Here is a 25,905-nt window from a genome sequence, read left to right on the forward strand (position 1 = left end):
ATCAAAACCCTACAATAGAATACCACAACTTATTAAGGATTCCTAGATATATTGGGTTTTCTCAACATTAAAGATTTAGGTTGAGATTTAGGGCGAACGCGATAAACCTTGAATTTATTTAAGGCAATACTAGCAGATTGTGCAACAGAAGTTTGAGGATCTCGTAATGCCTTTTGCAAAATCGGAATAACTTGATGAGAGGGGATATTTCCTAATGCAATTACCGCTTCTTGACGAACACGGGAATCAAGATCTTGACTTAGGCGAGTCAAAATCGGAATGATTTGTTGTACTTCCCGACTCAGGCGACGAGAAGCTGTGAGTTTTCCTAATGTTGCTGCAATGGAATAACGGACTTGAGCGTTAGGATGTTGAACATATCCTGTTAAGGTGTTAATTGCCGCTAAGTTTCCCGATGTTCCAATGGCCAGAATCTGATCAATTAATTGTTCTTCTGAAGTTGCTTTTGTTGGGGGTAATGTGATTTTTTCTGCTTTAACAATAGCAGGTTCAGTAATAATTTCTGGAACCGTAGGAGATTCTACAACTGTAGGTTCAGTAATAATTTCTGGAACCGTAGGAGATTCTACAACTGTAGGTTCAGTAATAATTTCTGGAACCGTAGGAGATTCTAAAGCTGTAGGTTCAGTAATAATTTCTGAAACCGTAGGAGATTCTACAACTGTAGGTTCAGTAATAATTTCTGAAACCGTAGGAGATTCTAAAGCTGTAGATTCAGTAATAATTTCTGGAACCGTAGGAGATTCTAAAGCTGTAGGTTCAGTAATAATTTCTGGAACCGTAGGCGATTCCACTTCAATTAGAGTCACTGATGTTTCTGCTACTTCCTCCTCAGCAAAAGAACTTTCCTCTGGTGTTTCGGGTAACGTCAGGGTTAGTTCTACTGCTGGAGTTGCATCTTCTTCTACCCCAATAGAAGACTCAACCTCTTCCTCAACAAAAGATGGACTCAGTTGCTCAACCTGTGCTTGAGTTGCTTGCAATTCAGCCGTCAGTTGTTCCACAAGGGTTTGATACTGAGTCAACCCTTGATTAAGTTCTGTAACTTGAGCTTCAGATGCGGCCAGGGATTGACTCATCTGTTGAATTTGAGAATCCTTTTCCTGTAACTGCACCCCCATCTGTTCCCGTTCAACGAGATATTCAGTTTCTACCGTTTGTCTAATTTGCTGAAGTTGGTTTTGATGTTCCTGTTGTAACTGTTGAATTGTTTGTTGTTGACGAATCTGATGGGATTTTTCCTGTTCCTCCCGTTCCCGACGAATTCTCTCTTCTATACCTTCTTTTTGCTTGGAGTTCTGTTGTTGAAACACCAGATAGGCAATTCCCACCCCAACCACAACCCCAATAATTAACATCACCACTAAATTGCCCCAAACCATAAAATCACTCCTATTCAATCCAAAATGAATATAATCTCTCAAGATATGTATATGTCGCTTATCTTCATTCGTCAATGCAAATGCCATCTAAATCTGTTATCGTTCGCGCTCACGTTTTTGTATCGGGACAAGTGCAAGGGGTGGGATATCGCTACTACACCCAGAAACAAGCCATTGAGCGAGGAGTTCAGGGTTGGGTGAGAAATCTCGCGGATGGTCGAGTCGAAGCAGTCTTTGAAGGAAATCAAAACAGGGTGGATGGAATGATTCAATGGTGTTATCAGGGGCCAAAATCCTCTCAACCCAGGGACGTGATCATTAATTTTGAAGAACCAGAGGGTTTACAAGGGTTTGAGATTCGATATTGACAGGGGTGTTGAAGGTTGACCGACAAGCAACAATATCCAACTTCTAACACCCCTCTTGAATTCCTCTAAATTTTAGACTTAACAAACTCCTCTAAACGTTTAATTCCTTTTTCAATGGTGGTTAAATCCGTTGCGTAGGATAAACGAATATGGTCATCATTTCCAAAAGCTTGACCCGGTACGGCGGCTAACTGTTGTTCTTCTAGTAAGAGATTACAGAAATCAACAGACGTTAAACCAGTTTTGCTAATATTGAGGTACATATAAAATGCGCCATCCGGTTTTAGACAACTAATCCCCGGAATTGCATTTAATAACTCAAACATAACCTCTCGCCGTTTGGCAAACGCTAACCGCATTTCTTCTACACAATCTTGAGAGTTTTCTAACGCAGCAACCGCACCATATTGAGCAAATGTACAAACATTAGAGGTACTATGACTTTGAATCCGGGTTGTCGCTTTAATAATATTCACATCTCCCGCTAAATAGCCAATGCGCCACCCGGTCATCGCAAAGGATTTAGCAAAACCACTACTAATTAAGGTGTATTTATAGCTTTCAGGATGAGCCGCTGCAATACTTAAATGTTGGGCATCATCATAAATGATCTTAGAATAAATTTCATCCGAAACGACTAAAATACCCGTTTCAACAACCACCTCAGCTAAGGCGCGAATTTCATCTGGCGTATACACCATTCCGGTTGGATTTGAAGGAGAATTCAAAACAAAAAGTTTTGTCTTCGGTGTAATGGCTTGACGCAGCATTTCAGGTGTGATTTTATAACCCGTATCCGCACCCGTCTGAACAATAACGGGAATCCCTTCCACCAGTTTTACCATTTCAGGATAGCTTAACCAATAGGGAGCCGGAATAATAACTTCATCCCCAGGATTGATCACCGCTACCATTAAATTATAGAGGGAATGTTTACCGCCATTGGTAACAACAATATTCTCACTTTTATAGTCTAAACCGGTTTCTTGACTTAAGGTTTGAGCAATTAATGATCGGAGCTTCGGTTCCCCTGCTGCTGGGCCATAGCGAGTTTTGCCCTCGTCCAAGGCCTGTTTAGCCGCAGCAACAATATGCTTAGGGGTATCGAAGTCCGGTTCGCCTACGCTAAAATTTAAGACATCCATCCCCTCAGCTTTCATTGCTTTTGCCTTCGCTGAGATCGCCAGCGTTACAGACGGCGGAACCTTTTCTACTCGCGCTGCTAGCTTCATATTTTAATAATCTCTAATTTTCTGGTTCAAGATTTAGATTTTAGGAGGGAGATTGCCTAACGGCAACCCTGTTGTTATAGGATGATAACATTGTATTAGAATTGCTTCTCTTTTTCTACAGCAAATCTTAATCTCTTAATCTTGAGGAGGAATTGTTAAGGGTTCAAAATCAAGAATTTTTTAAATTAATTCTGGTTATTGATAAAAAACTGATATCAATTTAACCCTATATTTTCAGGAGAATTAATATGCGATTCATTAATCCTAAAACAGACTTTGCCTTTAAAAAAATATTTGGGTCTGAAGATAGCAAAGATATTTTAATCAGTTTTTTAAATAGTATTCTTTATCCCGATAATCCCCAGATTGAAGATTTAACGATTCTCAATCCCTATCAAGCTCCTAAAATCCGAGGGATTAAAGATACTTATTTAGATGTCAAAGCCACAATCACGGGAAATAAAACGGTTATTATTGAAATGCAAATATTAAATATTGAAGGATTTGAGAAACGAATTTTATACAATGCAGCAAAAGCTTATTCAATTCAGTTAAAAAGTGGAGAAGATTACACCTTATTAAATCCAGTCATTGCCGTTACCATTACTGATTTTGAAATGTTTCCCCATCTGGATAAGGTCATTTCTCGGTTTGTTTTAAAAGAAAAAGAGTTTTTAGTGGATTATCTGATTTATGATATTGAATTAGTTTTTGTAGAACTTCCCAAATTTAATACGTCAATTAATGAGTTAGAAACTTTAACCGATAAATGGATCTATTTTATTAAAAGTGCTAAAACTTTAGAAACTGTTCCTCAAACAATGGCACAGATTCCCGAACTGCAAAAAGCCTTTACCATTGCCAACGAAACCACTTTAACCCCGGAAGAACTCGAAGATTTAGAAAAACGGGAAATCTATATTTATGATCAACGGAATGCGATTAAAAAAGCCGTGAGATTAGCCAGAGAAGAAGCATTAAAGCAAGGAATTGAACAAGGAATTGAACAAGGAAAGGAAGAATCTAAACTCGAAATTGCCAGACAATTAATCGGCTTATTAGATGATCAAACTATTAGCCAAACCACCGGATTAAGTATAGAACAAATCCAACAATTGAGACAAAAACAGGAAACTCCTAGTTAAAAAGTCTCCTGTAGAGACGTGCCATGGCGCGTCTCTGTTAGCGCGTCTCTGTTAGCGCGTCTCTACCCCAAAAACACTAATTTAGACAAGGGATTGAGACTCGCTATATAATGAAGCGATACGCATAGCGCGTTTTGCTATCCTTTATTCTTGAGTTTGATTGTACTCGATGCTGAATTTTTACTTTGATACGGAAACGGATACCCACAAGTCCTTTGAGTTACCTGGCGCTCGCCCCCATTATAATCCTGACCGTCCAGGTCAAGTGGAACATATTTTTTTGGACTTAGTTCTCGATATTCCTAATCAAAGTTTTCAAGGAACTTGTACCCTACATTTGAATCCTGTTAGAAGTGGAATTGAAACTTTAATATTAGATGCCGTTAACTTAGAAATTCAAGACGTAAAAATTGAGCAAAATCAGCAAGAGTTTGACTATGATGGAGAACAGTTACAGATTCATTTACGTCAACCCACAACGGTTAATCAGTTAATTAAATTGGTGATTAGTTATTCCGTCACCCATCCTCAACGGGGGCTGTATTTTATTAGCCCAAGTAAAGATTATCCTAACAAACCGATTCAAGTTTGGACGCAAGGAGAAGATGAAGATTCTCGCTTTTGGTTCCCTTGCTTTGACTACCCCGGACAACTCGCCACCTCAGAAATTCGGGTACAAGTTCCGAAACAATATTTAGCCATTTCCAATGGCGAATTAATTCATAGCGAAACCAAAGGCAAAACTAAAATTTACCATTGGTCACAAAAACAAATTCATCCGACTTATTTAATGACCTTAGCAGTGGGAGAGTTTGCAGAAATCAAAGACGAATGGAATGGAATTCCAGTTTTATATTATGTTGAGAAAAATCGCAAAGAAGATGCCCTTCGCAGTATGGGGAAAACCCCCCAAATGCTTGAGTTTTTCTCTCAATATTTTGGCTATTCCTATCCCTATCCGAAATATGCTCAAGTTTGTGTGGATGACTTCATTTTTGGCGGGATGGAAAATACATCTACAACGTTATTAACCGATCGCTGTTTATTAGACGAACGAGCTACCTTAGATAATCGTAACACAGAAAGTTTAGTTGCCCATGAATTAGCCCATCAATGGTTCGGAGATTTAGTCGTCATTAAACATTGGTCACACGCCTGGATAAAAGAAGGCATGGCGACCTATACTGAAGTTTTATGGACAGAACAACAATATGGCAAAGAAGAGGCGGCGTATTACCGTTTAAACCAAGCGAGAAATTATTTTTCTGAGGATAGTTCCCGCTATCGTCGTCCCATTGTTACCCATATTTATCGAGAAGCCATTGAACTTTATGACCGCCATTTGTATGAAAAAGGTGCTTGTGTTTATCATCTAATTAGAACAGAATTAGGGGATGAACTGTTTCAAAAAGCAATTCAAACCTTTGTTCAAGATAATGCTCATAAAACTGTCGAAACCATTGATTTATTACGAGCACTGGAAAAATCAACCGGATCTAATTTACTCCCCCTATTTGATCAATATGTATTTCGAGGCGGACATCCCGAATATAAAGTCTCCTACAGTTGGGATAATAATAGTAAATTAGCCAAAATTACAATTAAACAAACTCAAGCTAAAGACAGCGATAAACTCAGCGAACAAAACTTATTTGATTTAAAAATCCCCATTGGCTTTGGATATAAACCCGATAAAAAAGCTTCTGAAATCCCATCAACCCTTAAAATTTTTACCGTTAGAGTCCATGAACGGGAACAAACCTTCTATTTTCCTTTAGAAGAAAAACCCGCTTTTATTAGCTTTGATGTTGATAATAATATTCTCAAAACCGTAACGTTAGATTATGCGATCGCTGAATTAAAGGCACAATTGCAATATGATCCCGATCCGATTTCTCGAATTTATGCAGCCAAAGCCTTAGCTAAAAAAGGCGGATTAGAAGCTGTTAAAGCCTTGTCAAATGCCTTAAAACATGATAAGTTTTGGGGAGTTCGAGTTGAAGTAGCTAAACAATTAATTCGAGTCAAATTAGATCAAGTCTTTGAGGGATTAGTAGCAGGTTTAACCGATGACGATGCTCGCGTCAGACGTGCCGTGATCAATAGTTTAGCGAAACTGAAAACCACCGAAAGTTATCAAGTTTTAAAACCCCTTTTAGAAAAGGGAGATGCGAGTTATTTAGTGGAAGCTGCAACCGCAACAGCAGTAGGAGAAATTGCAGCCACTCACTCTGAAGATAAACATCTGATTGAACAAACAATTAAACTCTTAAAATCCGTTCTCAAAGAACGAGAAGGATGGAATGAAGTCGTGCGTTCTGGGGCTATTTCAGGACTGAGTAAAATGAAAACCTCAGAAGATGCCTTAAACGTAATTTTAAAATATACCGCCCCCGGTATTCCCCAAGCTTTGAGGTTAACTGCCATTCGGGCTTTAGGCAGTATTTCTACGGGTCAAACCCCAACCAATACAGAGCGAATTTTACAACGCTTAGAAGAATTATCTAATGAAACCTTTTTCCTCACTCAAGTCGCCGTTGTCGCCTCTTTAGAACAGATGGAAACGCCAAAAGCGATGGATGTGCTGCAATCTTTAGCCGACCAAACCCTAGACGGACGAGTTCGCCGTCGCGCCGAAGAAGCCATTCAAAACGTACAGGGAAAAATCGGTTCCGAACCCGCCTTGAAAAAGCTACGCGAAGAACTTGACAAAATTAAAAAAGAAAATCAAGACCTTCGTAGTCGCCTGGAAACCTTAGAAGCTAAAAGTAAATCGAGTAAGCATTAAAGGATTAAAACCTTAAAGGGTAACAGATGAGGGGAAGGAAAAAGGTTTTTACCCAACCTTCTATCCCCGACCGTCCTTGAAGAAGACTTCTTTTGAACAATAGCTCAACTCGGCGACGTCAAAAACTTAACGTGATTTAACGTTTGATCTCGCACCAAATACAGGGATTTAAGTTAACTTACAATAAAGAGCAACCCTAAAAGGTCAGGTTGTTCGCAAGATTCAGAGTGATTAACTCCCGACTGAAGTTCCTTGCCAACAACCCAAACTGCCTTTGAATTGTATACCTTCTGTTACACAAACCAAACAGTGATGCTTCCAAGAAGCAAAAGCTTACCGTTTCTTTTAGAATCACTGAGGGGAAACTTCAGCAATCAATTTTGAGTGAATTACAACTTCATCTATGCCTCAACTGAGACCACAAATTCTACCAGGGTGTATTAAGGTGACTTGCCTTTATTTACACTCCCTTCAATATTTATTCGTGGGATTACAACCCAACGTGAAAAGATTTCGCTAAGATTTTAGTGAATCAGGATATCGATATCCCTTCTGAGATCCCCTAAACAAAAATGATCACCCCAATGTGATCAGTCAAACATAAGGATGTAAAAGGGGTCTTTGTACTCAACCCCCAACTTGATTAATCCCCCATCGGTGAATTCAGGTGATCAAATCTCCTTTGTGACAAATCGTACAATTTTTGTCAGAAAGGCTACAATCGGAAAGGTCTTGGCGCAATCCAATGATCACCTTTGAATATTTGTCTTCCTATGTTAGGACTGAAGTGAGTTATGATCATTCACTCAGTAACTCGGTGGGCAAAGGTTAAAACTTGAAACAGTATGCCACTGGTTCAATAGTCTACTGATAGACATCTCTATTCTGTGATTGATTTTTACTAATTGAGGAGCATGAGGAACGCGGCATGATCCAGATTAACAACGGACTCGCAACCACAAAGCCTGAGACAGAAACATTATCGTTTCTTCCCCTTCCAACCCCTAGCAACATCACCCCCCTAGATTTGGATGATTTTGAACCGGATGAAGAAGATTTAATTGATGAAGAAGACATCCTAGAGGATGTGATAGCGGATGAAGATGATGAGACTAAAGCGGGTAAAGCCGCTAAATCTCGACGTCGCACTCAGGCGAAGAAAAAGCATTACACAGAAGATTCAATTCGTCTGTATCTGCAAGAAATAGGTCGGATTCGATTATTACGGGCGGATGAAGAAATTGAACTGGCTCGAAAAATTGCTGACTTATTGGAACTAGAGCGAATTCGGGAAAAATTGATGGAACATTACCATCGAGAACCCAATGAGCAGGAATGGGCGAGCGCCGTTGATATGAGATTGCCAGAGTTCCGCCGCCGTCTGTATATCGGTCGTCGGGCAAAAGATAAGATGGTACAGTCGAACTTACGACTGGTGGTTTCCATCGCCAAAAAATACATGAATCGAGGTCTGTCTTTCCAAGATTTGATTCAAGAAGGCAGTTTAGGGTTAATTCGAGCCGCCGAGAAATTTGATCACGAAAAAGGCTACAAATTTTCAACTTATGCGACCTGGTGGATTCGTCAAGCCATTACACGGGCCATTGCTGATCAATCTCGAACGATTCGATTACCCGTTCACCTCTATGAAACCATTTCTCGAATAAAAAAGACCACCAAGTTACTGTCTCAAGAAATGGGTCGCAAACCCACTGAAGAAGAAATCGCAACTCGTATGGAAATGACCATCGAAAAATTGCGGTTTATTGCCAAGTCGGCTCAACTTCCCATTTCCTTAGAAACCCCCATCGGGAAAGAAGAGGATTCTCGCTTAGGAGACTTTATTGAATCCGATGGCGAAACCCCTGAAGATCAAGTCTCTAAAAATCTTTTAAGAGAAGATTTAGAAAATGTATTAGATACCCTCAGCCCCCGTGAACGAGATGTATTACGGTTGCGTTATGGGTTAGATGATGGTCGCATGAAGACATTAGAAGAAATCGGTCAAATTTTTAATGTCACCCGTGAACGGATTCGTCAAATCGAAGCGAAAGCACTCAGAAAGTTACGCCATCCCAACCGCAATAGTATTTTGAAAGAATATATCCGTTAAAGCGTCTTGGTTCTAGGTTGGTATCAACAATCCGATACGGAGGAACAAACGCTTCGATTATTTTCGCGTGAGGATGAATCAGCGTGCTATCTTTCAAACCGTTTATGGAAACATGACGGTTACATATTTACCTGCCGAAACAAACTTGAAAACAGATTGAGTTTCGGCAGAAATTTCTATATTGGTGTTCCCTGTTCTCTGTTTCCTCGATATTAAAAACTTGAGAGTTTGTATCCAATCCTCTCAAGTTATGTTAAAATCTTCTTTGCGAATTAAATTCCGTTGTTTAATCCGGCTATCATCCGGTTTTAAGTGCTTCTGGTTTATATGGTGATGTAGTGGGATATCCCATTACATCAAACCCCAGAAGTGAAGAAAGCCTTGACCTGACACCAGTTCAACAATAATCGCGCTGAGAAAACCAATCATCGCCAAACGGCCATTCCAGTTCTCTGCACCCGGGGTAAATCCCCAGTCCCAATGATTGCGCTGTTGTTGTTCAGGGCTATTGGTTAATTGTGTGTTTTGCATGGTGGTTACTCCTGTTTTGTTTGATGTAACGTTCTGTAAATTAATGTAACTAACCTGTAAAAAAACGGCAAGTTACGATCTCTTCAACATGAGAAAACCGGAAATTGCACAAATAGTCTGTATTTCTTCTGTTTTTGGGTGTGTTTAGGAATAGATGCGATCGCTTAATTTCTATCTTTAGGTAGGGTGGGTTAGTATAGGAATTGAAGGGATATGCTGTAAATATAATGACTAACTTATGAATGCCATTTATAAACTCCCCTTAATCTTAGAACCTCAACCCGAAGGCGGTTATACAATTACTTGTCCTTTGTTACCCAATTTAATTACGGAAGCTGATACGTTAGAAGAAGTTATTCCTAATGTATCCGATGCTTTACAAGCTTTAATTGAAGCCTATCAAGATTTAAACCAACCCTTACCTGCTGTTTTAAAGCCGAGGAGAAGATATAACTTTGTGGACAGAAAGCTTAATTAATAGGGAATCCAATCAACAATATTCACCCATTCATCCGCCTCACTAATTTCCCACAAAAGATAAATACTTTCAGCCAACTCGCCAATATTCGTTCCTTCCCTGACCCAAAATAATCCCCAGATTTGGTGGTTATTTTTCCAGTGTTCCTGTAAATGACCGGGAATAGATTTACGATTATCTGTCACTAAAATTCTCTGGGATTGTTCGAGATAAATTAAAATTTCTGGATCAAGGGTTCCTAATGGGGGTGTTAATGGATCACCAACACATAAAATGTCAACTTCAGGATTCATCCGAAGTACCGCAGATTTAATCCGTTTAGATAAATTTTCATCCAGCAAAAACTTAATTTTCATTAATAATTCATTTGTCCATTAACCGTTTTTCAATAATTTTTTGAATGCGTTGACGTTGGGGTGTGGGGTGGGCTAACGCTTCCTGATAATGACGTTCTTTCCAGTCATTAATCCTTTGTAAATAGGCATCGATTTCAGTTTTGTTATGATAATAAAAAGTTAGTGTAGCATAAATTTTTTCAAGATTTAAACTAGGAAAATGTTCTAAAATATTCTCTGGCGAACAGCCTTTTAAGTAATAATTTAAAACATTATCAATGCCAATTCTATGCCCTTTGATTCGGATATCATCAGGATCTAAAAATTCAAAGTATTCTTCAAGTTGCATAATATATTTAATAAAGTAAAATCAAGATGAGTTGACTTTTTATTTTTACTTAAAGGTTGAACAACCTCTAATCAATATTATCATAGATTCCCAAAATTGCCAATAATTGCGTTAGTTTGTGCGATCGCTCTTGATGAAACCTAGAAGTAGATGCTAACATTGAAGTTAATTTGAGAAGGAGTGGCTATTTATTACAGAAGCAGAAATTGAACAAGTTGTCGTCAGTTCTCGAAAAATTCGAGGTCAAACAACGGAGGGGGCGAGGGCTATTGCTAAAAAACAAGGACACGCCAATTCAGGAGGATATGCTTCAGTTTTTCAGGGTATTGAACCAACTCAACTTAATGCTGAGGTGTTAATCCGAAATATTCTCACTCACCCAAAAAGACAGTTTATGGGTGACAAAGTTACGGATGTTTATAATGAGCTTGGATAAGGTGTTCGCTTTGATAAAAATACTTACGCATTTATTGGTTTTTTAGAGGAGTTCTTAGCAAGACAATGAATAATATACTGATGCAAGATGCTGAACGTCATCCCCAACTATTTGTCTGGAATGGTGCAATTGAATCTAATCAATTAGAAGTCTGGTTACAAGAGCATCAATTGAATTTACCTCAAGATTTAATTGAACTTTGGAAACAGACGAATGGGGGTGGCTTGTTCGAGACTGAAACTATTCTTAGTCCATTTGCGGATGAGAGCTTAGGAGATGATATTGAGAGTGTGAATGAGCTTCACTACTCTCAAGGAATGTCAAAAAATTATTTACTATTTCATCTGGGAACAGGATTGAGTGCTGTTCGTTTAACCGATGGGTATTATGTTAAACTTGATGAGAGTTATCAAGAAATTGCTCAATTCCAGAGTTTAGATGATTGGTATGGACATGAACTGCGAGAAGAATATGCAAAACGTTACAATTTTGAGCTAGAGGCTTTAAAAGATATTCGGAAACGTTTACTTGACAGAAAAGAATTGTATTTTGAAAAAGGATTTAAGTTGTCTAAAAGAGAAAAAGAGAAATTTAAAAACTTAGAATATCGTCTTGATTACGAAATTACACAACGTGAAGAAATGATGTTATCAGAAAATATAAAAAAAACAATCTCAGAGCCTATTTATTCAGAGATAAAACGTGGACGGAAAATTTTGGATAAATTGCGTATATCTGAATGGCAAGAGGCACAACAGTTCTTAGAGGATATTTATGAGCGTTGTTATGCACTAGAAGTAAATAGGGTTTCAGAAGTGGAGCAAATTATTAGTAGTTCTGGATGGTTATTACCAACTTCAACGTTGTCTAAATCTGATTTAGTTTTATTAGTAGATTTTGAACAAGTCAAAGATAGAGACAGCTTTTTTATAGAAACGCTGATGATCCCAAAGCGTATAAACGAAACTTTATCAAACTGGAATTGGAAGGAAGAATCTAAGGAAGAATCTAAGGAAGAATCTAAGGAAGAATCTAAGGAAGAATCTAAGGAAGAATCTTTCGTTAACAAACGCTACCCAATACTAGAACAGGCGGTAAAAGCACACTTGAATAAAGACTTTTACCTCAGTGTTTCAACTCTGATACCTCAGATAGAGGGATTGCTTAGAGATGTTCTGGATGAGCCGGAGGATTTTAATTCTTTATCTAAAGAGCATATGAAGAAAGCAACTAATCAGTTAATAGATGGTTGGAAAAATAAGTTTTCAAAGCTCCTCAACGGCCAAGTTGCAATGCTTGAGAGACTGCCTCATTGGGTTGATAATTTATACGATGAATACAAACCAAAAACAAAGCCAGGAGCAATAATACCAGGAAAAATTTACCGTAATGGAATTTGTCATGGCTTGCAGTTAGACTTTGGCTCAGAAAAAAATTCTTTGCAGTTAATTTTGCTCCTTGATCGTATTATATATTTTACAGGACTTGAGGAAAGTTAATCAAGGATTTTTAAATAGGTTGTAGCAGGGCATCTAGTCTAATAAAATGTAGGCTGATTCGGAAAATTAAAGACTAAATGTTTATAAATTACAAGTTTCAATAACCTACATAATTAGACTAGAAGAGAGCGATCGCTATTTCTATAAAAATATCGATTTAGATACGCTTGCTAATCCTGTTTTTACTCAGAACTCAGATAATTACTATCTTCTATTTTCCAAAACCCTTGATCAAAGGTTAAGTAAAATCGGTATTTTTTAGATCGAGGGTAATCAGTTGTATTACCCTTATCAATTTTACCATTAATATATAAGGTCATTTTTTCAACAACTGTAGCATCAAATACAGCTTTACCGGGGGATGATTTAACATATTCTAAGCTCTCAAGTTTGCTGAACTCATATTCATAATAAGCACTATTACTTTTTAACCATTGTATGGAATCAATTGTATCTTTTAGCTTTTTTCCTGTAGCCAGTTGTGCTACTAACTGTTGATCATAAGGTGCTGCTAACATACGCTGTTTAGCATTCAGCCATTTTTCAATCAATTGAGTTGCTTTTTTTTGCATTAAGGCTGAAATATTCATGCTAATTAAATAATTAGACTGACTTGTTGCAGAAACTTCAATAATATAATTTCCAGTGCTTGATAATTTTCCAGACCATTGACTTTGACCATTTGTAACGGAAGCTATCGTTTGACCTTGTGGTGAAATCAAAGTTAAGTTAACGTCGCCTTGTTTTCTTTGAAGTAATAACTCTTGTCCCGCAGCAGCCCAAACATGATAACGATGACGCTCGTTAGGTTGAATTGGATTCTTAACTGTTGCTCCTGTACTTCCTACATTAAAACGGACATTGTAGGTTTTGATTAATGGTGTAGATAAAACAACCGTCTTTTTCTTAGTTTTCTGCTCATAAGCCTTTGCTACTTGGAAATTTTTACTATACTGTAAATAACGATTTTTAGCCGTTTCATATTGAGAAGATTCAGGGGAAACATCCCCCATTAATTTTGCAGCTTTTTGCCATTTTTCTGCGATTAGTGACCATTCTTGAGCCGTTTTAGCTTTTTTTCCACTGATTGCAGCCTCTTGTGCAATTTGTACTGCTATTTTAAATTCTTCATGATTAGTATGATAAGTAGTAATTTGAGGTGTTTTTTGCTCAATTAAATTTTGTTTTTGAGGTAGTTTTTGATTAGCAATTTTAAGTTCTGTTTCTAACTTTGATGCAAGGTCTACTGTTTGTTGATATTGCACCTGTATCTGAGCATACTCTTGTTCTTTTTGTTGTAATTGACTTTGCAGTGTAAATGTTTGTTGACGAGACTCTTCTTGTTGTTGTAACTGAGTTTCTAGTTTAGAAACTTTTGTAACAGATTCATGATTTTTACTGGCTTCAATCAAAATATCTTTTTTTATTTTTTGGTTATTAAAATCATAGATTATACCTATTATTCCACATAGAATCACTGCTGTTACTGTGCTAATTCGCCAGAAAATTAAAGAATTTTTATATTTTCCGTTCTGGCTTTTAGCTAAAGATACTTCTTGTTGATATTTTTCATTTTGGTTTTTAGCAATAGATAATTCTTGATTAATTTGTTGTTCTTTTTGATTCAAATATATAAGCTTTTGAGTCAAAGATTGAGATTGATTTTTGGCAAAATTAAGATCATTAATTAATGAATTATATTTTTGTTTCAAATCTTCTAATTCATCAGAAGAATAATTTTTTGAACTTTGAGCTAAACTCAATTTTAGTTTTAAATTTTCTATTTCTTTTTGCAATTTATCTAAGTCTTCTACCTTCTTTTTGTCAGCTAAACTCAGTTTTAGCTTTAAAGTATCTATTTGTTTTTTTAAATCGGTATTTTCAATCTGCAAATTATTTTGCTTTTCTACATCTTGATCACCGGGTACAACAAAATCAGGAGGCTGAAAGTTTGAACTATAAAAATTATTGTGAAACCAGATGCTAATTTCATAAGCATATTTTAGATTTTCTAAAGCAATATTTTTATTATTTAAAAATTTATGATTAGCCTTATTTCCATGCATACGAATTTTATGAAATAGGCAATAAATTTCTTTAGGTATAATATTTTGATTATACAACCTATTGATTAAATCTTTTTGTTCTTCATTACGTTTAAAAATTAATCGTTTTTTGATTGATATTATCTGAACCATCCGTTCTCCAAATTGACGCAATTTCATCAAGCTGGTATTTGGATCATTATTATAATATTTTTCAGCAAGACTTACTAATGTTAGTAATTCTCGATCATGAACTTCTAAAAAATCAAAGTTATTTGATGAAGTTAATTTTGTTATTGTTGATCTCATGGCTTTAAATTAAAAGGGATAGATTCAGAAAAAAAGCTTCATTTTTACTAAAAGCTCTTGTTTTAAAGCATAAGGGTGATCGCCCTTTTTGATGCTCGAAGGAAATGTTCTAGTTTTCTGTTTAAGAATTTATTGTTACCGATCAAAAATTACGCCAAAATTATAAAAAACTGTTTTTATTTATTCTAATTTAGACGTAATCACTGTAAATGAAATTAGGGGGTAGCGGAGAAATAACAACTCAGAATAGATGATGAATTGAAGTCATAGGCTAGTGGTGTTTACGCGATCGCGTAGCTGCCACAATGAGGGCATCGCATCCACCATTTTTTGAGCGATATAATAGAAGTTTATCCCTCACATAATGTTTTGTAAATCAGTGAAATTACGGAACTTTCATATTTTTTAATGTTCCGGTTCAATCTACCCCCTCGTTAGTTGAGTGATGTTGCTGAAATCTGCTCTCTAAAACCGAGGGGTGATGCTGCTACCAGTCCGAATCTGATTCGTTTCCCTCCCACATCTCCCGTTCTGAATCTCGTTCTAATTCCCGATCTAAGGCATTTTGTTCTCGGTAATCATCGTAACTATCCTGAACATCTCGGTCGTAATCATAGTCGTGGTCGTCGTTGTCGTAACCGTCCTCACCGGGGCCAAAATTATCGTAACTCATGGTCAAAATCCTTCATGATCAGTTCTACTGACCTATTGCAACCTGCGAACAAAATTACGCAAATTTTCAAAAAATTTTTTAGAGTTGGTTTGCGAGGCTTGGCGAGTTTTCCCACAAACCCGGTTTTCTATTAATTACAATAATCCCCGATACCGAATAAATAATAAAATCGCCGCCCACGATCCTAATGCTACTTTAATCGCCACTAAAATATTTAATAACGGGACAGCACCGCCACTAAATAGCCCCCCTAACTCGCCATGGAGTAACTCATATCCGGCTAAAGTAACCACCGACAAAACAATAAAAGCTAAAACCGAAATCTTTTCCCAATCAGCGGCAGCATAACGCTTATAAATGCCTTGCATCCACTCAGGAGAAGAGGTAATTGCTACTAAACCGATCGCAGTTCCTCCCGCCACTCCTGCTGCAAAACCGCCCCCCGGACTCAGATGACCCCGAATGGCTAATTCTACCCCAACTAACGCGCTAATTGTTGCTCCCAAACGGGCTAAAACAATTGAAGCTTCATCGGTAAATTGATGAACTTTAGCATAAGGTTTTTCATTCGCTAATAGGTAATAAACCCCCATAATTGAGATTGTAAAAACGATCACTTCAAAAATCGTATCGTAAAGTCGATTTCTTAAAATAATTGCCGTGACCGCATTGGGAATTCCACTATCTTTAATAATTGATTCCACAATCGTTAAACTTGGTAAATCCCCAAGGGTGTTCGGCATTACTAAAAACTTAATATAAATGGCAATAACCGCTAGAATATAAACCCATTTCATGACTGTTTCTCCCCTGATTCTGATAAACTAAAATAAGTTAAACGAGTATCTAACAAGGACAATTGAGTTTGCATCACCTGATAAAGCCGTTGAATTCGAGTTAAGGTGTGATAAGATTGCGGTTTCTCATCATTCATACAAACGGCATGAACTTCTTTATCCATCAACGCTTGTTTTAACGCTTTCTCATCGGGATAGGCCACTAACTCCAAACGTAAATGATATTTGTTAAAGACTTTTCTAAACTGTTCCAACAGTTCGCTAAATTTCCCTTCTTTGGCTTCCTTCTCCAAGTCTTTCAACACTCCCAAACGCACGACCAATGAGGAACGCACCGCCACCGCATACAGGGTAATTGCCAACATTGTCCCCACTAATGCTTCGGTTAAAGCGACGTCCGGCGCTCCTAAAACGGTGTAAAGTAAGGCTGCGATCGCCCCCAAGATTCCCCGCACCACCAAAGCATGATAAGGATTTTCCTGAAACACTAACATCGTCGCCGCTAAGGGGAGTAAAGACGCGATTACACTCACATAACTGTTGTCGTTCATGAGTCCTCCTCATTATTAGAACAGTAAGCTAACACATAACCCAGCATCGTATTCCACAGCATCAGAGAAATCAGGGCTAAGATCAGGAACGGCCATTGTCTGGGAACTTTCACCAGCAACCCCAGGATAATCAGCATTGATCCCAGAGTATCCGCGATGGTTAGGGTATGGAGTTTGAATAAAACTGATCGCAAACCCAATAACGGTAACGTTCCCCAAAACCAGAACACAATTCCTAAACCAATCAACCCATAACCTAATCCGTCAATCATTGGTAATTTATCCTTTTTAAAAGTTGAGCAAGTAACATAAATCCGGCATTTCCAACACTAAGGATGATCACTCCCGCAACCCCAATCATCCAATCATCTCTCATCACAGAGATAACAAGAATCATCATCGAACACTTGGTGGCGATACTGGCTAAGGCTAACATCTTCTGCCAGACATCATCTTCTTGCCAACAGGCTTCATAAAGGGGAATCAACAATGCGATAATCATTGCAATCAATAACAAATTCATGACAGTTTTCTCCGTACTACCCGATGAACGGCATACCACCCTTTTTCGTGATATTTCAACACAATGGTTTTTGGCGTAAAGGTAATCAGAAAAATATCTAAAAAGATCAGTCCGGGTGTTCGTTGCGGTTTGACTCGTTCCATGATGATTTCTTCCTCATTATGGGGATGAAAAATCATTTCGATCGCCTCCAGATAAGCTTGAGGAATTGCCACTAAAACCTCCCCTAAAGTTCGCATCCAATCTTTTAATGCGGTGGGTGTTTTTTTAAGTCCGGGTATTAAAAAAGCGATCGCCACGCCAATAATAATATTGGTGACAGTGAAATTTGCTGTTAATAGAAACCAAATGGTTAATCGTAATATCAGATTCAGATATCCAATCATGCCCACACCATCCAAAATAATAGGATTAACATCACACTCATCACCCCCATCAAATGATCAATTTGTTCAAGCATACGGGGAAGTTTGAGGGAGATTTTTTGAATAATGAACAAATAAACGAACCATCCCAAGAAAATCGTTGCCAGAGGTTTGATAATATTAGCAATAGTATAAGCGTCGTAATAAGCCACATTTGCTACTACCAACCCTGCCAATAACAAAATCAACCCAGGCCAAAAACCAGGCCGGATTTTATCTTCTCCCCCACGCGGTAGAAAAATAAATTTGGCAAAGGAGATCGCGGTTCCCAATGCAGCAAGATTCATGCCGATTACTTGCCAAGGGAGGAGATTTTTCATCGTTAATACCTTTGCCCCAAACCCCGACAATAGGGGAAAACCGGAGATGGAGAAACTTGCGATTGCCAACGCTATCCACAGGCGAGTATTGATAGGTTTGTGTTGTAGTTCTTTAAAACTCCGACTCGGTAAAACCCCGGAAATTAGAAATAAAGCCGATTTAACTAAGCCATGGGTTAGGGCGTAAAATCCCCCTACTTCCGGCGCAGCCAGCACAAACCCTAACTGGGATATGGTGTGAAACGCCAGCATCCGCTTCGTATCCTTTTCAAACATGGCATAGAACACCCCCAGCAAGGCAGTTCCCACCCCAAAGATCCGAATAATCGGGTCAAGTTCACTCACCGTTAGGGCGATCCGCACCATTGGGAATACTCCCGCTTTCACTACCACCCCCGACATTAACGCCGATACAGGTGCTTCAGATTCTGAGTGGGTTAAGGGCAACCACAGCCCCGATACAAAAATACCTCCCTTAACTAATAAACCCAACAAAATCAAAGCCACTGCTTCTGGCGGGACTCCCTGCAACCCTGCAAAGGCGAAGGAATGATGGGTTTGATAAACTAACACCGCCCCTACTAAATAAAAGAGCATGGCGACGTTGCTGACAAACAGATACCGCAACCCAACCCAAATCGACCGATCTGAACGCGGATAAGCAATCAGGAGAAAGGAGGCAATACTAATCACCTCTAACGCCACATATAAACTGATCAAATCTGCACAGGCAAAAGCCGCGTTAATACTGCCATGTAAAATAATCGTTTGGGTATAGAAAAAAGTGCTTTTATTCGTGTGCCAACAGTAGAGGATAACGGCGGCAGTAACTAACCCATTAGTTAAGATAAAATAACCACTCAGTTGATCGAGCATTAAGGTAACACCAAAATGATCAATTAACTGCATTGTCAAGGGAGATGAATTAACACATTGGTACAACCCATAAGCAATGGAAATAAACGCAACGAATAACGTAAAAAATCGATCTAGTTTTGGAACCAGATAAACTGTAAATCCCGCCAAAAAAGGCAGCGCAATCCAAACAAGAGCAAGAGTGATCATGGTGTGTTATTTTTCTCGATCTCGTTCGTTTCCAAAGTGGGATTATCCCGTGCCAGCTTCATCGCCCCAACCAACATTAACGCTTGAATCGAAAGACCGATGACAATGGCAGTTAAAATCACGGCTTGGGGAACTGGATCGGCGTAAGTGGTATTTTGAACATCTGTAAGAATTGGGGTTAACAAACCCCCCCGTGATGCGATGAACACATAGTAGGCGATCACACCCGTACTCATGATGTCCATTGAGATGATCTTCATCAGCAGGTTTTGTTTAAGGATAATTCCAAAAAACCCGCACAAAATTGTTGCAAAGACGAAGGCTTCTAACACGACAATGAGCGGTTGGCTAAGGGTAATTTTTAATTCAATTTGAAAGACAAGAGGGCTGATTTGTTGGGATCAGCGATAGTGATTTGCAAGGATTCAACCTCCCTGATTGAACTGCAAATAATCATTGATAGGAACTTTCGATTGAATGAAATACATCAGCAGCAGCAATTCAAGAATTGCCCAGAATGGTATATTTCATCAACTCGTCAACGGCTATAGGCTGGAACGATTTGCTAATTGATGTGTGCATAGTTTGGTGCTGATGCCTAAACTAATAAATAATGCTATAACTATCTTGGCTCTATAAAAACGAGCTAACTTAAATATAAGTCTATAGCAACAACAATCTAGTTGTCAAGACCGTTGGCTATCTCGATTCAACTTTTTTCTTTTACCTCACTTAAATCCAAAAAACCATGAAAAACAAGAAAAAAGAGGTTAGTAGGAACCAGGGACAATGGCTAAGTCAGTTTTTGGATCAAATAAATGAATTTTTTCCGGTGTTATGGTTAACCAAATTTTTTCACCCGGTATGAGTTTAGTTTCGGCAGGGATTCTCACTTGCAAGGAAGAATTTAGGTTGTTTTCTCCTAATAAATGTACCCATAATAACGTTTCATGTCCTAATGCTTCCAGACGATCAACAATGACGGGTAAATTTTTAGTAGCCGGACAACTGACGATTAAATGTTCCGGTCGAATTCCTAAGAGTAATTTTTGGTTATTATAAGAAGATAAAACCCTTTCCCAAATATCGGGTAAGGTTAAACGAAATTGAGGATGGGTAATTAATAACGGTGCAGTGAATTGAACGGGAATAAAATTCATTGGGGGAGAGCCAATAAACTCGGCTACAAAACGATTTGCAGGACGATTATAGAGTTCTAAAGGAGGAGCAACTTGTTGAATTCGTCCTTGGTTCATAACAGCAATTCGAGAACCCATGGTCATGGCTTCCACTTGATCATGGGTAACATAAATTGTTGTGGTTCCTAATTTTTTTTGTAATTCTACAATTTGAGCACGGGTTTCGGTTCTTAATTTAGCATCTAAATTAGATAACGGTTCATCCATTAAGAATACTTGAGGATTTCTAGCCATAGCCCGACCTAAAGCGACTCGTTGTTTTTGTCCCCCAGATAATTGCTTGGGATATCGATCTAATAACGATTCAATTTGTAATAATTTAGCAACCGTTAAGACTCTTTCGGATACGGCTTTTTCACGTTCTGAAACATAGCGAAATTGAGGAGGAAGCGATCGCGTCATTTTAACTATTATATCTTCTAACCACAACGGAGCAAAGATTTGATAGTCTCCTACGATAACGGATAATTGTTGATGGGAAGAAGTTGCAGAGGTTGTTTTTTGAACGATTAAAGGTTGTTTAGGTTCGGTTTCTCGATAAGAACGACGCAGCCCGAAAGCTAAGTTATCATAGGCTTTTAAATGAGGATATAACGCATAGTTTTGAAAGACCATAGCAATATCACGGGCTTTCGGGGGTAATTCATTGACTAATGTATTCCCAATATAAATATTACCTCCGGTAATGGTTTCTAATCCGGCAATTAATCGTAATAAGGTACTTTTTCCACAGCCAGATGGCCCCACTAAAACCATAAATTCGCCATCGAATATTTGAAGATGAACTCGTTTTAAAACCGCTTGACGAGTAGGGGTTGATTCTTGAAGTTCTGATGATTTTGTTTCCTCGGAAGTCGTTTGACGACGAGTGGGGAAACTTTTATAAATATTATCTAAAATAACTTCTGCCATTTTAATTTAACCTACTTTTATGTCAGGGCAGGTTCTTCCCAATTTAGGGAATAAACCTTTAACTGTTTTAAACCTGCCTTTTTAAGCTGATGATCTGTTGGTGCGTGCGCTTTGCTTACACACCCTACGGTTTGATGGAGGTAATTTTTTCGTCGGGTTTGAGTTTAAAAAGGCGATCACCTGTACTATCTTTGGGTGAGAGATGAATTTCATCTGTGGGAATATGAACAATGCGATTTTCACTGGTTAAGAGGTGAACCTGTTTATGGGGTTTAGCAGGTGCAATTCCCACTAAGCTATCATTGGGGGATTTAAAATTGAGCATGGAAATTCCAATTCCGCCTCGGTTACTACTGCGAATGTGTTCCATGGAAATGCGTTTAATATAACCTTGTTCTGTGACTAATAATAAACTGCCTTTTGGGGATAAAGTAACACAGCCGACTAAATGTTCTTTTTGTCGTAACCGAGTGGCTTGAGAACCTTGGGCGACTTTCCCCATAGGTGGGAGTTGTTCGTCATTAATATCAAAGCGTAATATTCGCCCTCCAGATGTTGCTAATACGACTTTTTCATCAGGTTTAGAAAGGGTAGCAAAACAGAGTTCATCATCTTCTTTCAGTTTAACAATAGTGCTCCCTCGATTAGTTAATTCAGCTAATTCCGTTAAGGGTAAACGTTTAATTTTACCTTGTTGAGTTAAGGTAATTAAGTCTGTTTTATCGGGGAAAGCCGACAATAAAAATTGAGCAATAATTAAGTCTTGGAGATTAACGGATATATCCTTAGAAGCCGAAGGGGATAATAATGTAATAATCGGTTTTCCTTTAGAACGATTAGAACCCATCGGAATATCCGCTACACTTAAAGGATAGGCTTTTCCCGTTCGCATAATCATCACTAGATTTTGACGGGTGCGAGTATTATAGGTTTGGGTGGTAAAATCATCGGTTTCTTCAATATTAATAGCCGTTGCAGTTTCACTCTGATTGCGTTTAGAATCGTTGGTTTTCGGGGACACTCGCCGAATATAACCCCGATGAGTTACTTCTACAACGGTTTCTTCATCAATGGGAGGTAAGGGTTGTAATAAGTCGGCAGATGCTGACAGTTCTAACACTTTTTCTGGGGATTTTTTAGAGGTTTTATCCTCAGATTCAAGAGTCACCTGACCCTTGGGCGAAATAATCCGGGTGCGTCGTTCATCGCCATATTTTCGTTTAAGCGATCGCAATTCTTTTTTCAAGGATTTTAACAATTCAGGACGTTCATTTAATAACCGTTGTAACTGTTGAATTTGAGTGGTTAATTGGGTAAATTCATCTTGTAATTTTTGCCTTTCCAACCCCGTTAATCGACGCATGGGCATCGATAAAATCGCATCAGATTGATCATCACTAAATCCTAATTGATCTTCTAAGGTTAATTTTGCTGTGGAACCATCGGGAGCATTCCTCAGAATTTCAATCACATTATCTAAATTTTCTAAAGCAATTAATAACCCTTCAACTAAATGACATCTGCGTTCTGCAACTTCTAATTCGTGGCGATATTGACGAGTTAAAGTTTGTTCCCGAAACGTCAGGAATTCTTGCAGAATTTGTTTTAAACTTAACTGTCTCGGTTGTCCATTCACAATTGCCAAAAAAATCGCCCCGAATTTCGTCATTAATTCGGTTTGTTGATAAAGATGATGTAAAACCACTTCGGGAGTCGCTTCTCGTTTTAATTCAATCACAACCCGAATTCCTTCGCGATCGCTTTCATCCCGAATATCCGAAATCCCGTCTAATTTTCCCGCATTTACTAACCCGGCAATTTTCTCAATCCAACTGGCTTTATTCACTTGAAACGGCAATTCTGTCACCACAATTGCGGTCTTAGTTCGTCGTTTTTGGGCGGTTGGAACTTCCTCAACTTTGGCAATACCCCGGACAACAATACTGCCTTTTCCTTGGGTATAAGCTTCTGCAATCCCTTCAGTGCTGACGATTTCACCCCCCGTTGGAAAATCCGGTGCTGGAATCAATTCCATTAATTGTTGATCAGATAATTCAGGATGATCAATGAGGGCAATTAATCCATCCACAACTTCCCCTAAATTATGTGGGGGAATATTCGTCGCCATCCCCACTGCAATTCCCGACGATCCATTTAACAGTAAAAACGGAAGTTGGGCGGGTAAAACCGTCGGTTCCTGTTGAGAATTATCAAAATTACTAATAAAATTAACCGTTGCTTCCCCGACTTGGGACAATAACCCTTCATACCCAATGGAAGCTAGACGGGTTTCGGTGTAACGCATCGCGGCGGGGGGGTCATTATCCACAGACCCGAAATTTCCATGACCCGCTAACAAGGGATAACGACTGGAAAACTCCTGAACCAGTCGTACTAAAGCATCATAAACTGATTGATCCCCATGGGGGTGATATTTCCCTAGCACATCCCCCACCACCCGCGCACATTTGCGGTAAGGTCGGTCAGGGGTTAACCCTAACTCGTGCATCGCGTACATAATCCGACGATGGACAGGTTTCAACCCATCGCGGACATCTGGCAACGCCCGTCCAACGATCACACTCATGGCGTATTCGAGGTACGACTGTTGCATCTCCGTATGAAGCGATGTCGTGATTACTTTCCCAGAAAAGAGGTTTAACTGTTTAGCCATGAGTTTAGTTGAGTCTACAGCGATAGGGTTCTGATATTAGATTATGTCGTGACAAGGTGTTTCTATCACACCCCTCTAACACGAGTCTGCTGATTTCCTTCCTGTTTTGAGGATAACGAATTGCGATCAATTTGACGAGTCAATCAAGTTTTGTATAGCAGTGATAACCTCTGCCGTTCTAATGGATTGTTATAACAGGAGTAGGTTCGTCCTTCGCACTTTTCGGATGTTGCTACCTTAAACGGTTGGAACATAGAGTTTGGGGAAGTAGCGCTCAACAACATCAGTAGGAAATCCTAAGCGGACAGCACCCTTGGGAGTATCTGAAACTAAAAGACCCACCTCAACTAATTTCTTGAGCACTGTTCTAGCTTGTCGCTCTTTGTAGCCTGTGATTGTAGCAGCTTGACCCCGCTCAAAAGAACCAGAATACAGGGCTTCCTTTAGTAAAGGAAAAGAACCTTTAAGTAACCGTCCGGCTCGAATTTCCTCCTGAACATAGAGTTCAATACGATTTAAGAGTTGGGAGGGTTCTAGTAGTGACTGCATGAATGTCACTTGGTCGATACAAGTTTCTAAAAAGAACTGACAAAACTTCTGCAAACCAGCCTCTGTTAAATTTCCACGACCGTCTAAAGCGTCCCATCGTTGCTTGTCGGCTGCCATCAATAAATCTCGATATAAATTAGCATTTCTGGCTAAACCACGAGAGACAGACCACAAACTACTGCCTACCCCAATTTGCCTTAAGAAAGCATGAGAAAACAGCCGTGTCACTCGACCATTACCATCAAAGAAAGGATGAATCCACAGCAGCCGATGATGAGAAGCAGCCACAGCAATGACTTGCTCAATTAAAGATAAACGTATGGGATTATAGGCTTCTTCAAAACGCCGTAAAAAACGTGGAATTGCTGGAGCACTAATGGGAACGTGATAACCAACACTCACATCCCCAGTCCGTAATTCTCCGGGTTTGACTTCAACACGTTTATTGCCTTGGGGGTTTTCAACGTAGAGTAACTCAGAAGAAAGTCGTTGACAAAACTCACGATGAATCCAGATTAGGTAATCAGTTGTTACTACTGCACAATCTTTTTCTTCCCGGTTATCAATCATCCGTTGAACTTCGATATGAGCTTTAGCTTCCAGTTGTAGAGAGCGTTTTTTCGGCTCATTGGAAAAGTCATTTGCTAAAGCTCGGTCTATATCTCTAGGATGTGTATTGTGTCCCTCAATCAAATTGCTGTAATAGCAATTCATGGAACGGACAAGCTCTCCCATACTTAAGGCAACATTGGGAGTTACCTGTGCGTTAAGTGCCTTGCTTACCGCAATCAACTGAGTTGCTAAATCGTCCAGCAACCGACGATTACCTTCCGATGGGAGCATGGGTTCCATCAAACTAACCGATTCGCTAAATTCGGTGGGACTAGACATTTTGCCGTTCTCTAAAACCCTATGTATTGATTATAAGCTATAGCTTTCAAGTTTCACAGATACAGATTTTTGCCGATGTTTTTGCCGATAAACCGTTAAAGCCTTGTACAGAAGGAGAGCCGGATGCTAAAGATCTACAATCTAAGTAATTTTACGGATAATTGGGGATTTTAGAGCCATTTTGCTCAAAGTTCAGGCTGGTTTTTCAATAAAATTCAGCATTATTTCGCTGTTTTTTTGGGGAAAAGTCTTTTACCCTAAGATCAGACTCATACCGAATCTGCTGTCAACTCCC

At 38.8% G+C, this 25,905-nt stretch carries 23 protein-coding genes; 6 read left to right on the top strand and 17 right to left on the bottom strand.

Annotated elements, in window-relative coordinates; translation table 11 throughout:
* Positions 1-32: 32 nt before the first annotated feature.
* Complete coding sequence (locus PL9214_RS01505; RefSeq protein ID WP_072717082.1) at positions 33-1,403, bottom strand: HEAT repeat domain-containing protein; 1,371 nt, start codon at positions 1,401-1,403, stop codon at positions 33-35.
* Positions 1,404-1,483: 80 nt separating this feature from the next.
* On the opposite strand from PL9214_RS01505, the gene PL9214_RS01510 reads away from it, so the two are divergent.
* Positions 1,484-1,771 (top strand): acylphosphatase, encoded by a 288-nt coding sequence (locus tag PL9214_RS01510; protein ID WP_222425188.1) that lies wholly within the window; start codon positions 1,484-1,486, stop codon positions 1,769-1,771.
* Between the two features lie 65 nt (positions 1,772-1,836).
* Here PL9214_RS01510 and PL9214_RS01515 read toward each other — a convergent pair whose 3' ends face one another.
* Positions 1,837-3,003 (bottom strand): pyridoxal phosphate-dependent aminotransferase, encoded by a 1,167-nt coding sequence (locus tag PL9214_RS01515; protein WP_072717084.1) that lies wholly within the window; start codon positions 3,001-3,003, stop codon positions 1,837-1,839.
* Between the two features lie 248 nt (positions 3,004-3,251).
* On the opposite strand from PL9214_RS01515, the gene PL9214_RS01520 reads away from it, so the two are divergent.
* The 3 genes from PL9214_RS01520 (at position 3,252) to rpoD (ending at position 9,049) form a co-directional block, all read left to right on the top strand.
* Positions 3,252-4,148, top strand: a complete 897-nt coding sequence (locus PL9214_RS01520) for an Rpn family recombination-promoting nuclease/putative transposase (RefSeq protein ID WP_072717085.1) — start codon at positions 3,252-3,254, stop codon at positions 4,146-4,148.
* Positions 4,149-4,317: 169 nt separating this feature from the next.
* On the top strand, positions 4,318-6,936 hold the full coding sequence (locus PL9214_RS01525) for a M1 family metallopeptidase (RefSeq protein WP_072717086.1): 2,619 nt from the start codon (positions 4,318-4,320) through the stop codon (positions 6,934-6,936).
* A 928-nt stretch (positions 6,937-7,864) separates the two neighbouring features.
* Positions 7,865-9,049: an RNA polymerase sigma factor RpoD gene (gene rpoD / locus PL9214_RS01530; RefSeq protein ID WP_072717087.1), complete on the top strand. Its 1,185-nt coding sequence runs from the start codon at positions 7,865-7,867 to the stop codon at positions 9,047-9,049.
* 351 nt (positions 9,050-9,400) lie between these two features.
* On the opposite strand, the gene PL9214_RS01535 is transcribed toward rpoD, so the two are convergent.
* Positions 9,401-9,580 carry a CAB/ELIP/HLIP family chlorophyll-binding protein gene (locus tag PL9214_RS01535; protein ID WP_072717088.1) on the bottom strand — a complete coding sequence of 60 codons (180 nt, stop codon included), beginning with the start codon at positions 9,578-9,580 and terminating at the stop codon, positions 9,401-9,403.
* A gap of 238 nt (positions 9,581-9,818) precedes the next feature.
* Between PL9214_RS01535 and PL9214_RS01540 the strand changes: the two genes are divergently transcribed.
* Entirely contained in the window at positions 9,819-10,058 is a 240-nt protein-coding gene (locus tag PL9214_RS01540; RefSeq protein WP_186440278.1) for a type II toxin-antitoxin system HicB family antitoxin, read from the top strand.
* Here PL9214_RS01540 and PL9214_RS01545 read toward each other — a convergent pair.
* The gene (locus tag PL9214_RS01545) at positions 10,055-10,414 is read right to left on the bottom strand and encodes a DUF5615 family PIN-like protein (RefSeq protein ID WP_072717089.1); all 360 of its coding nucleotides are present in this window, start codon (positions 10,412-10,414) and stop codon (positions 10,055-10,057) included. The two genes, PL9214_RS01540 and PL9214_RS01545, sit on opposite strands and share 4 nt — an antisense overlap.
* A 7-nt stretch (positions 10,415-10,421) precedes the next feature.
* The gene (locus PL9214_RS01550; RefSeq protein ID WP_072717090.1) at positions 10,422-10,742 is read right to left on the bottom strand and encodes a DUF433 domain-containing protein; all 321 of its coding nucleotides are present in this window, start codon (positions 10,740-10,742) and stop codon (positions 10,422-10,424) included.
* A gap of 516 nt (positions 10,743-11,258) precedes the next feature.
* Here PL9214_RS01550 and PL9214_RS01555 point away from each other — a divergent pair.
* Positions 11,259-12,677, top strand: coding sequence for an SMI1/KNR4 family protein (locus tag PL9214_RS01555; protein ID WP_139294930.1), 1,419 nt, complete (start codon positions 11,259-11,261; stop codon positions 12,675-12,677).
* Between the two features lie 182 nt (positions 12,678-12,859).
* On the opposite strand, the gene PL9214_RS01560 is transcribed toward PL9214_RS01555, so the two are convergent.
* From PL9214_RS01560 to PL9214_RS01615, 12 genes are all read right to left on the bottom strand, one after another.
* Positions 12,860-15,031 (bottom strand): ARC6/PARC6 family protein, encoded by a 2,172-nt coding sequence (locus PL9214_RS01560; protein ID WP_072717092.1) that lies wholly within the window; start codon positions 15,029-15,031, stop codon positions 12,860-12,862.
* A gap of 487 nt (positions 15,032-15,518) precedes the next feature.
* Positions 15,519-15,704 (bottom strand): hypothetical protein, encoded by a 186-nt coding sequence (locus tag PL9214_RS01565; protein WP_072717093.1) that lies wholly within the window; start codon positions 15,702-15,704, stop codon positions 15,519-15,521.
* A gap of 134 nt (positions 15,705-15,838) precedes the next feature.
* Positions 15,839-16,501 (bottom strand): Na(+)/H(+) antiporter subunit B, encoded by a 663-nt coding sequence (locus PL9214_RS01570; RefSeq protein ID WP_072717094.1) that lies wholly within the window; start codon positions 16,499-16,501, stop codon positions 15,839-15,841.
* Positions 16,498-17,052, bottom strand: a complete 555-nt coding sequence (locus PL9214_RS01575) for a DUF4040 domain-containing protein (protein WP_072717095.1) — start codon at positions 17,050-17,052, stop codon at positions 16,498-16,500. Before PL9214_RS01575 ends, PL9214_RS01570 begins: the two co-directional genes overlap by 4 nt.
* The gene (locus PL9214_RS01580) at positions 17,049-17,324 is read right to left on the bottom strand and encodes a monovalent cation/H(+) antiporter subunit G (RefSeq protein ID WP_072717096.1); all 276 of its coding nucleotides are present in this window, start codon (positions 17,322-17,324) and stop codon (positions 17,049-17,051) included. Before PL9214_RS01580 ends, PL9214_RS01575 begins: the two co-directional genes overlap by 4 nt.
* Entirely contained in the window at positions 17,321-17,575 is a 255-nt protein-coding gene (locus tag PL9214_RS01585) for a hypothetical protein (protein ID WP_072717097.1), read from the bottom strand. The genes PL9214_RS01580 and PL9214_RS01585 overlap by 4 nt, the downstream gene beginning before the upstream one ends.
* A complete protein-coding gene (locus tag PL9214_RS01590) occupies positions 17,572-17,961 on the bottom strand; it encodes a Na+/H+ antiporter subunit E (protein ID WP_072717098.1) in 390 nt (129 codons plus the stop codon). The genes PL9214_RS01585 and PL9214_RS01590 overlap by 4 nt, the downstream gene beginning before the upstream one ends.
* Positions 17,958-19,385: a cation:proton antiporter gene (locus PL9214_RS01595; RefSeq protein ID WP_072717099.1), complete on the bottom strand. Its 1,428-nt coding sequence runs from the start codon at positions 19,383-19,385 to the stop codon at positions 17,958-17,960. Before PL9214_RS01595 ends, PL9214_RS01590 begins: the two co-directional genes overlap by 4 nt.
* Positions 19,382-19,717: a cation:proton antiporter subunit C gene (locus tag PL9214_RS01600; protein ID WP_072717100.1), complete on the bottom strand. Its 336-nt coding sequence runs from the start codon at positions 19,715-19,717 to the stop codon at positions 19,382-19,384. Before PL9214_RS01600 ends, PL9214_RS01595 begins: the two co-directional genes overlap by 4 nt.
* A gap of 438 nt (positions 19,718-20,155) precedes the next feature.
* The gene (locus PL9214_RS01605; RefSeq protein WP_072717101.1) at positions 20,156-21,496 is read right to left on the bottom strand and encodes an ABC transporter ATP-binding protein; all 1,341 of its coding nucleotides are present in this window, start codon (positions 21,494-21,496) and stop codon (positions 20,156-20,158) included.
* A gap of 124 nt (positions 21,497-21,620) precedes the next feature.
* Positions 21,621-24,170, bottom strand: a complete 2,550-nt coding sequence (gene gyrA, locus PL9214_RS01610; RefSeq protein WP_072717102.1) for a DNA gyrase subunit A — start codon at positions 24,168-24,170, stop codon at positions 21,621-21,623.
* Positions 24,171-24,407: 237 nt separating this feature from the next.
* Positions 24,408-25,610 (bottom strand): Fic family protein, encoded by a 1,203-nt coding sequence (locus tag PL9214_RS01615; protein WP_222425189.1) that lies wholly within the window; start codon positions 25,608-25,610, stop codon positions 24,408-24,410.
* Positions 25,611-25,905 lie beyond the last annotated feature (295 nt).

Origin of the sequence: Planktothrix tepida PCC 9214 (assembly GCF_900009145.1) — a bacterium.
Lineage (GTDB): Bacteria > Cyanobacteriota > Cyanobacteriia > Cyanobacteriales > Microcoleaceae > Planktothrix > Planktothrix tepida.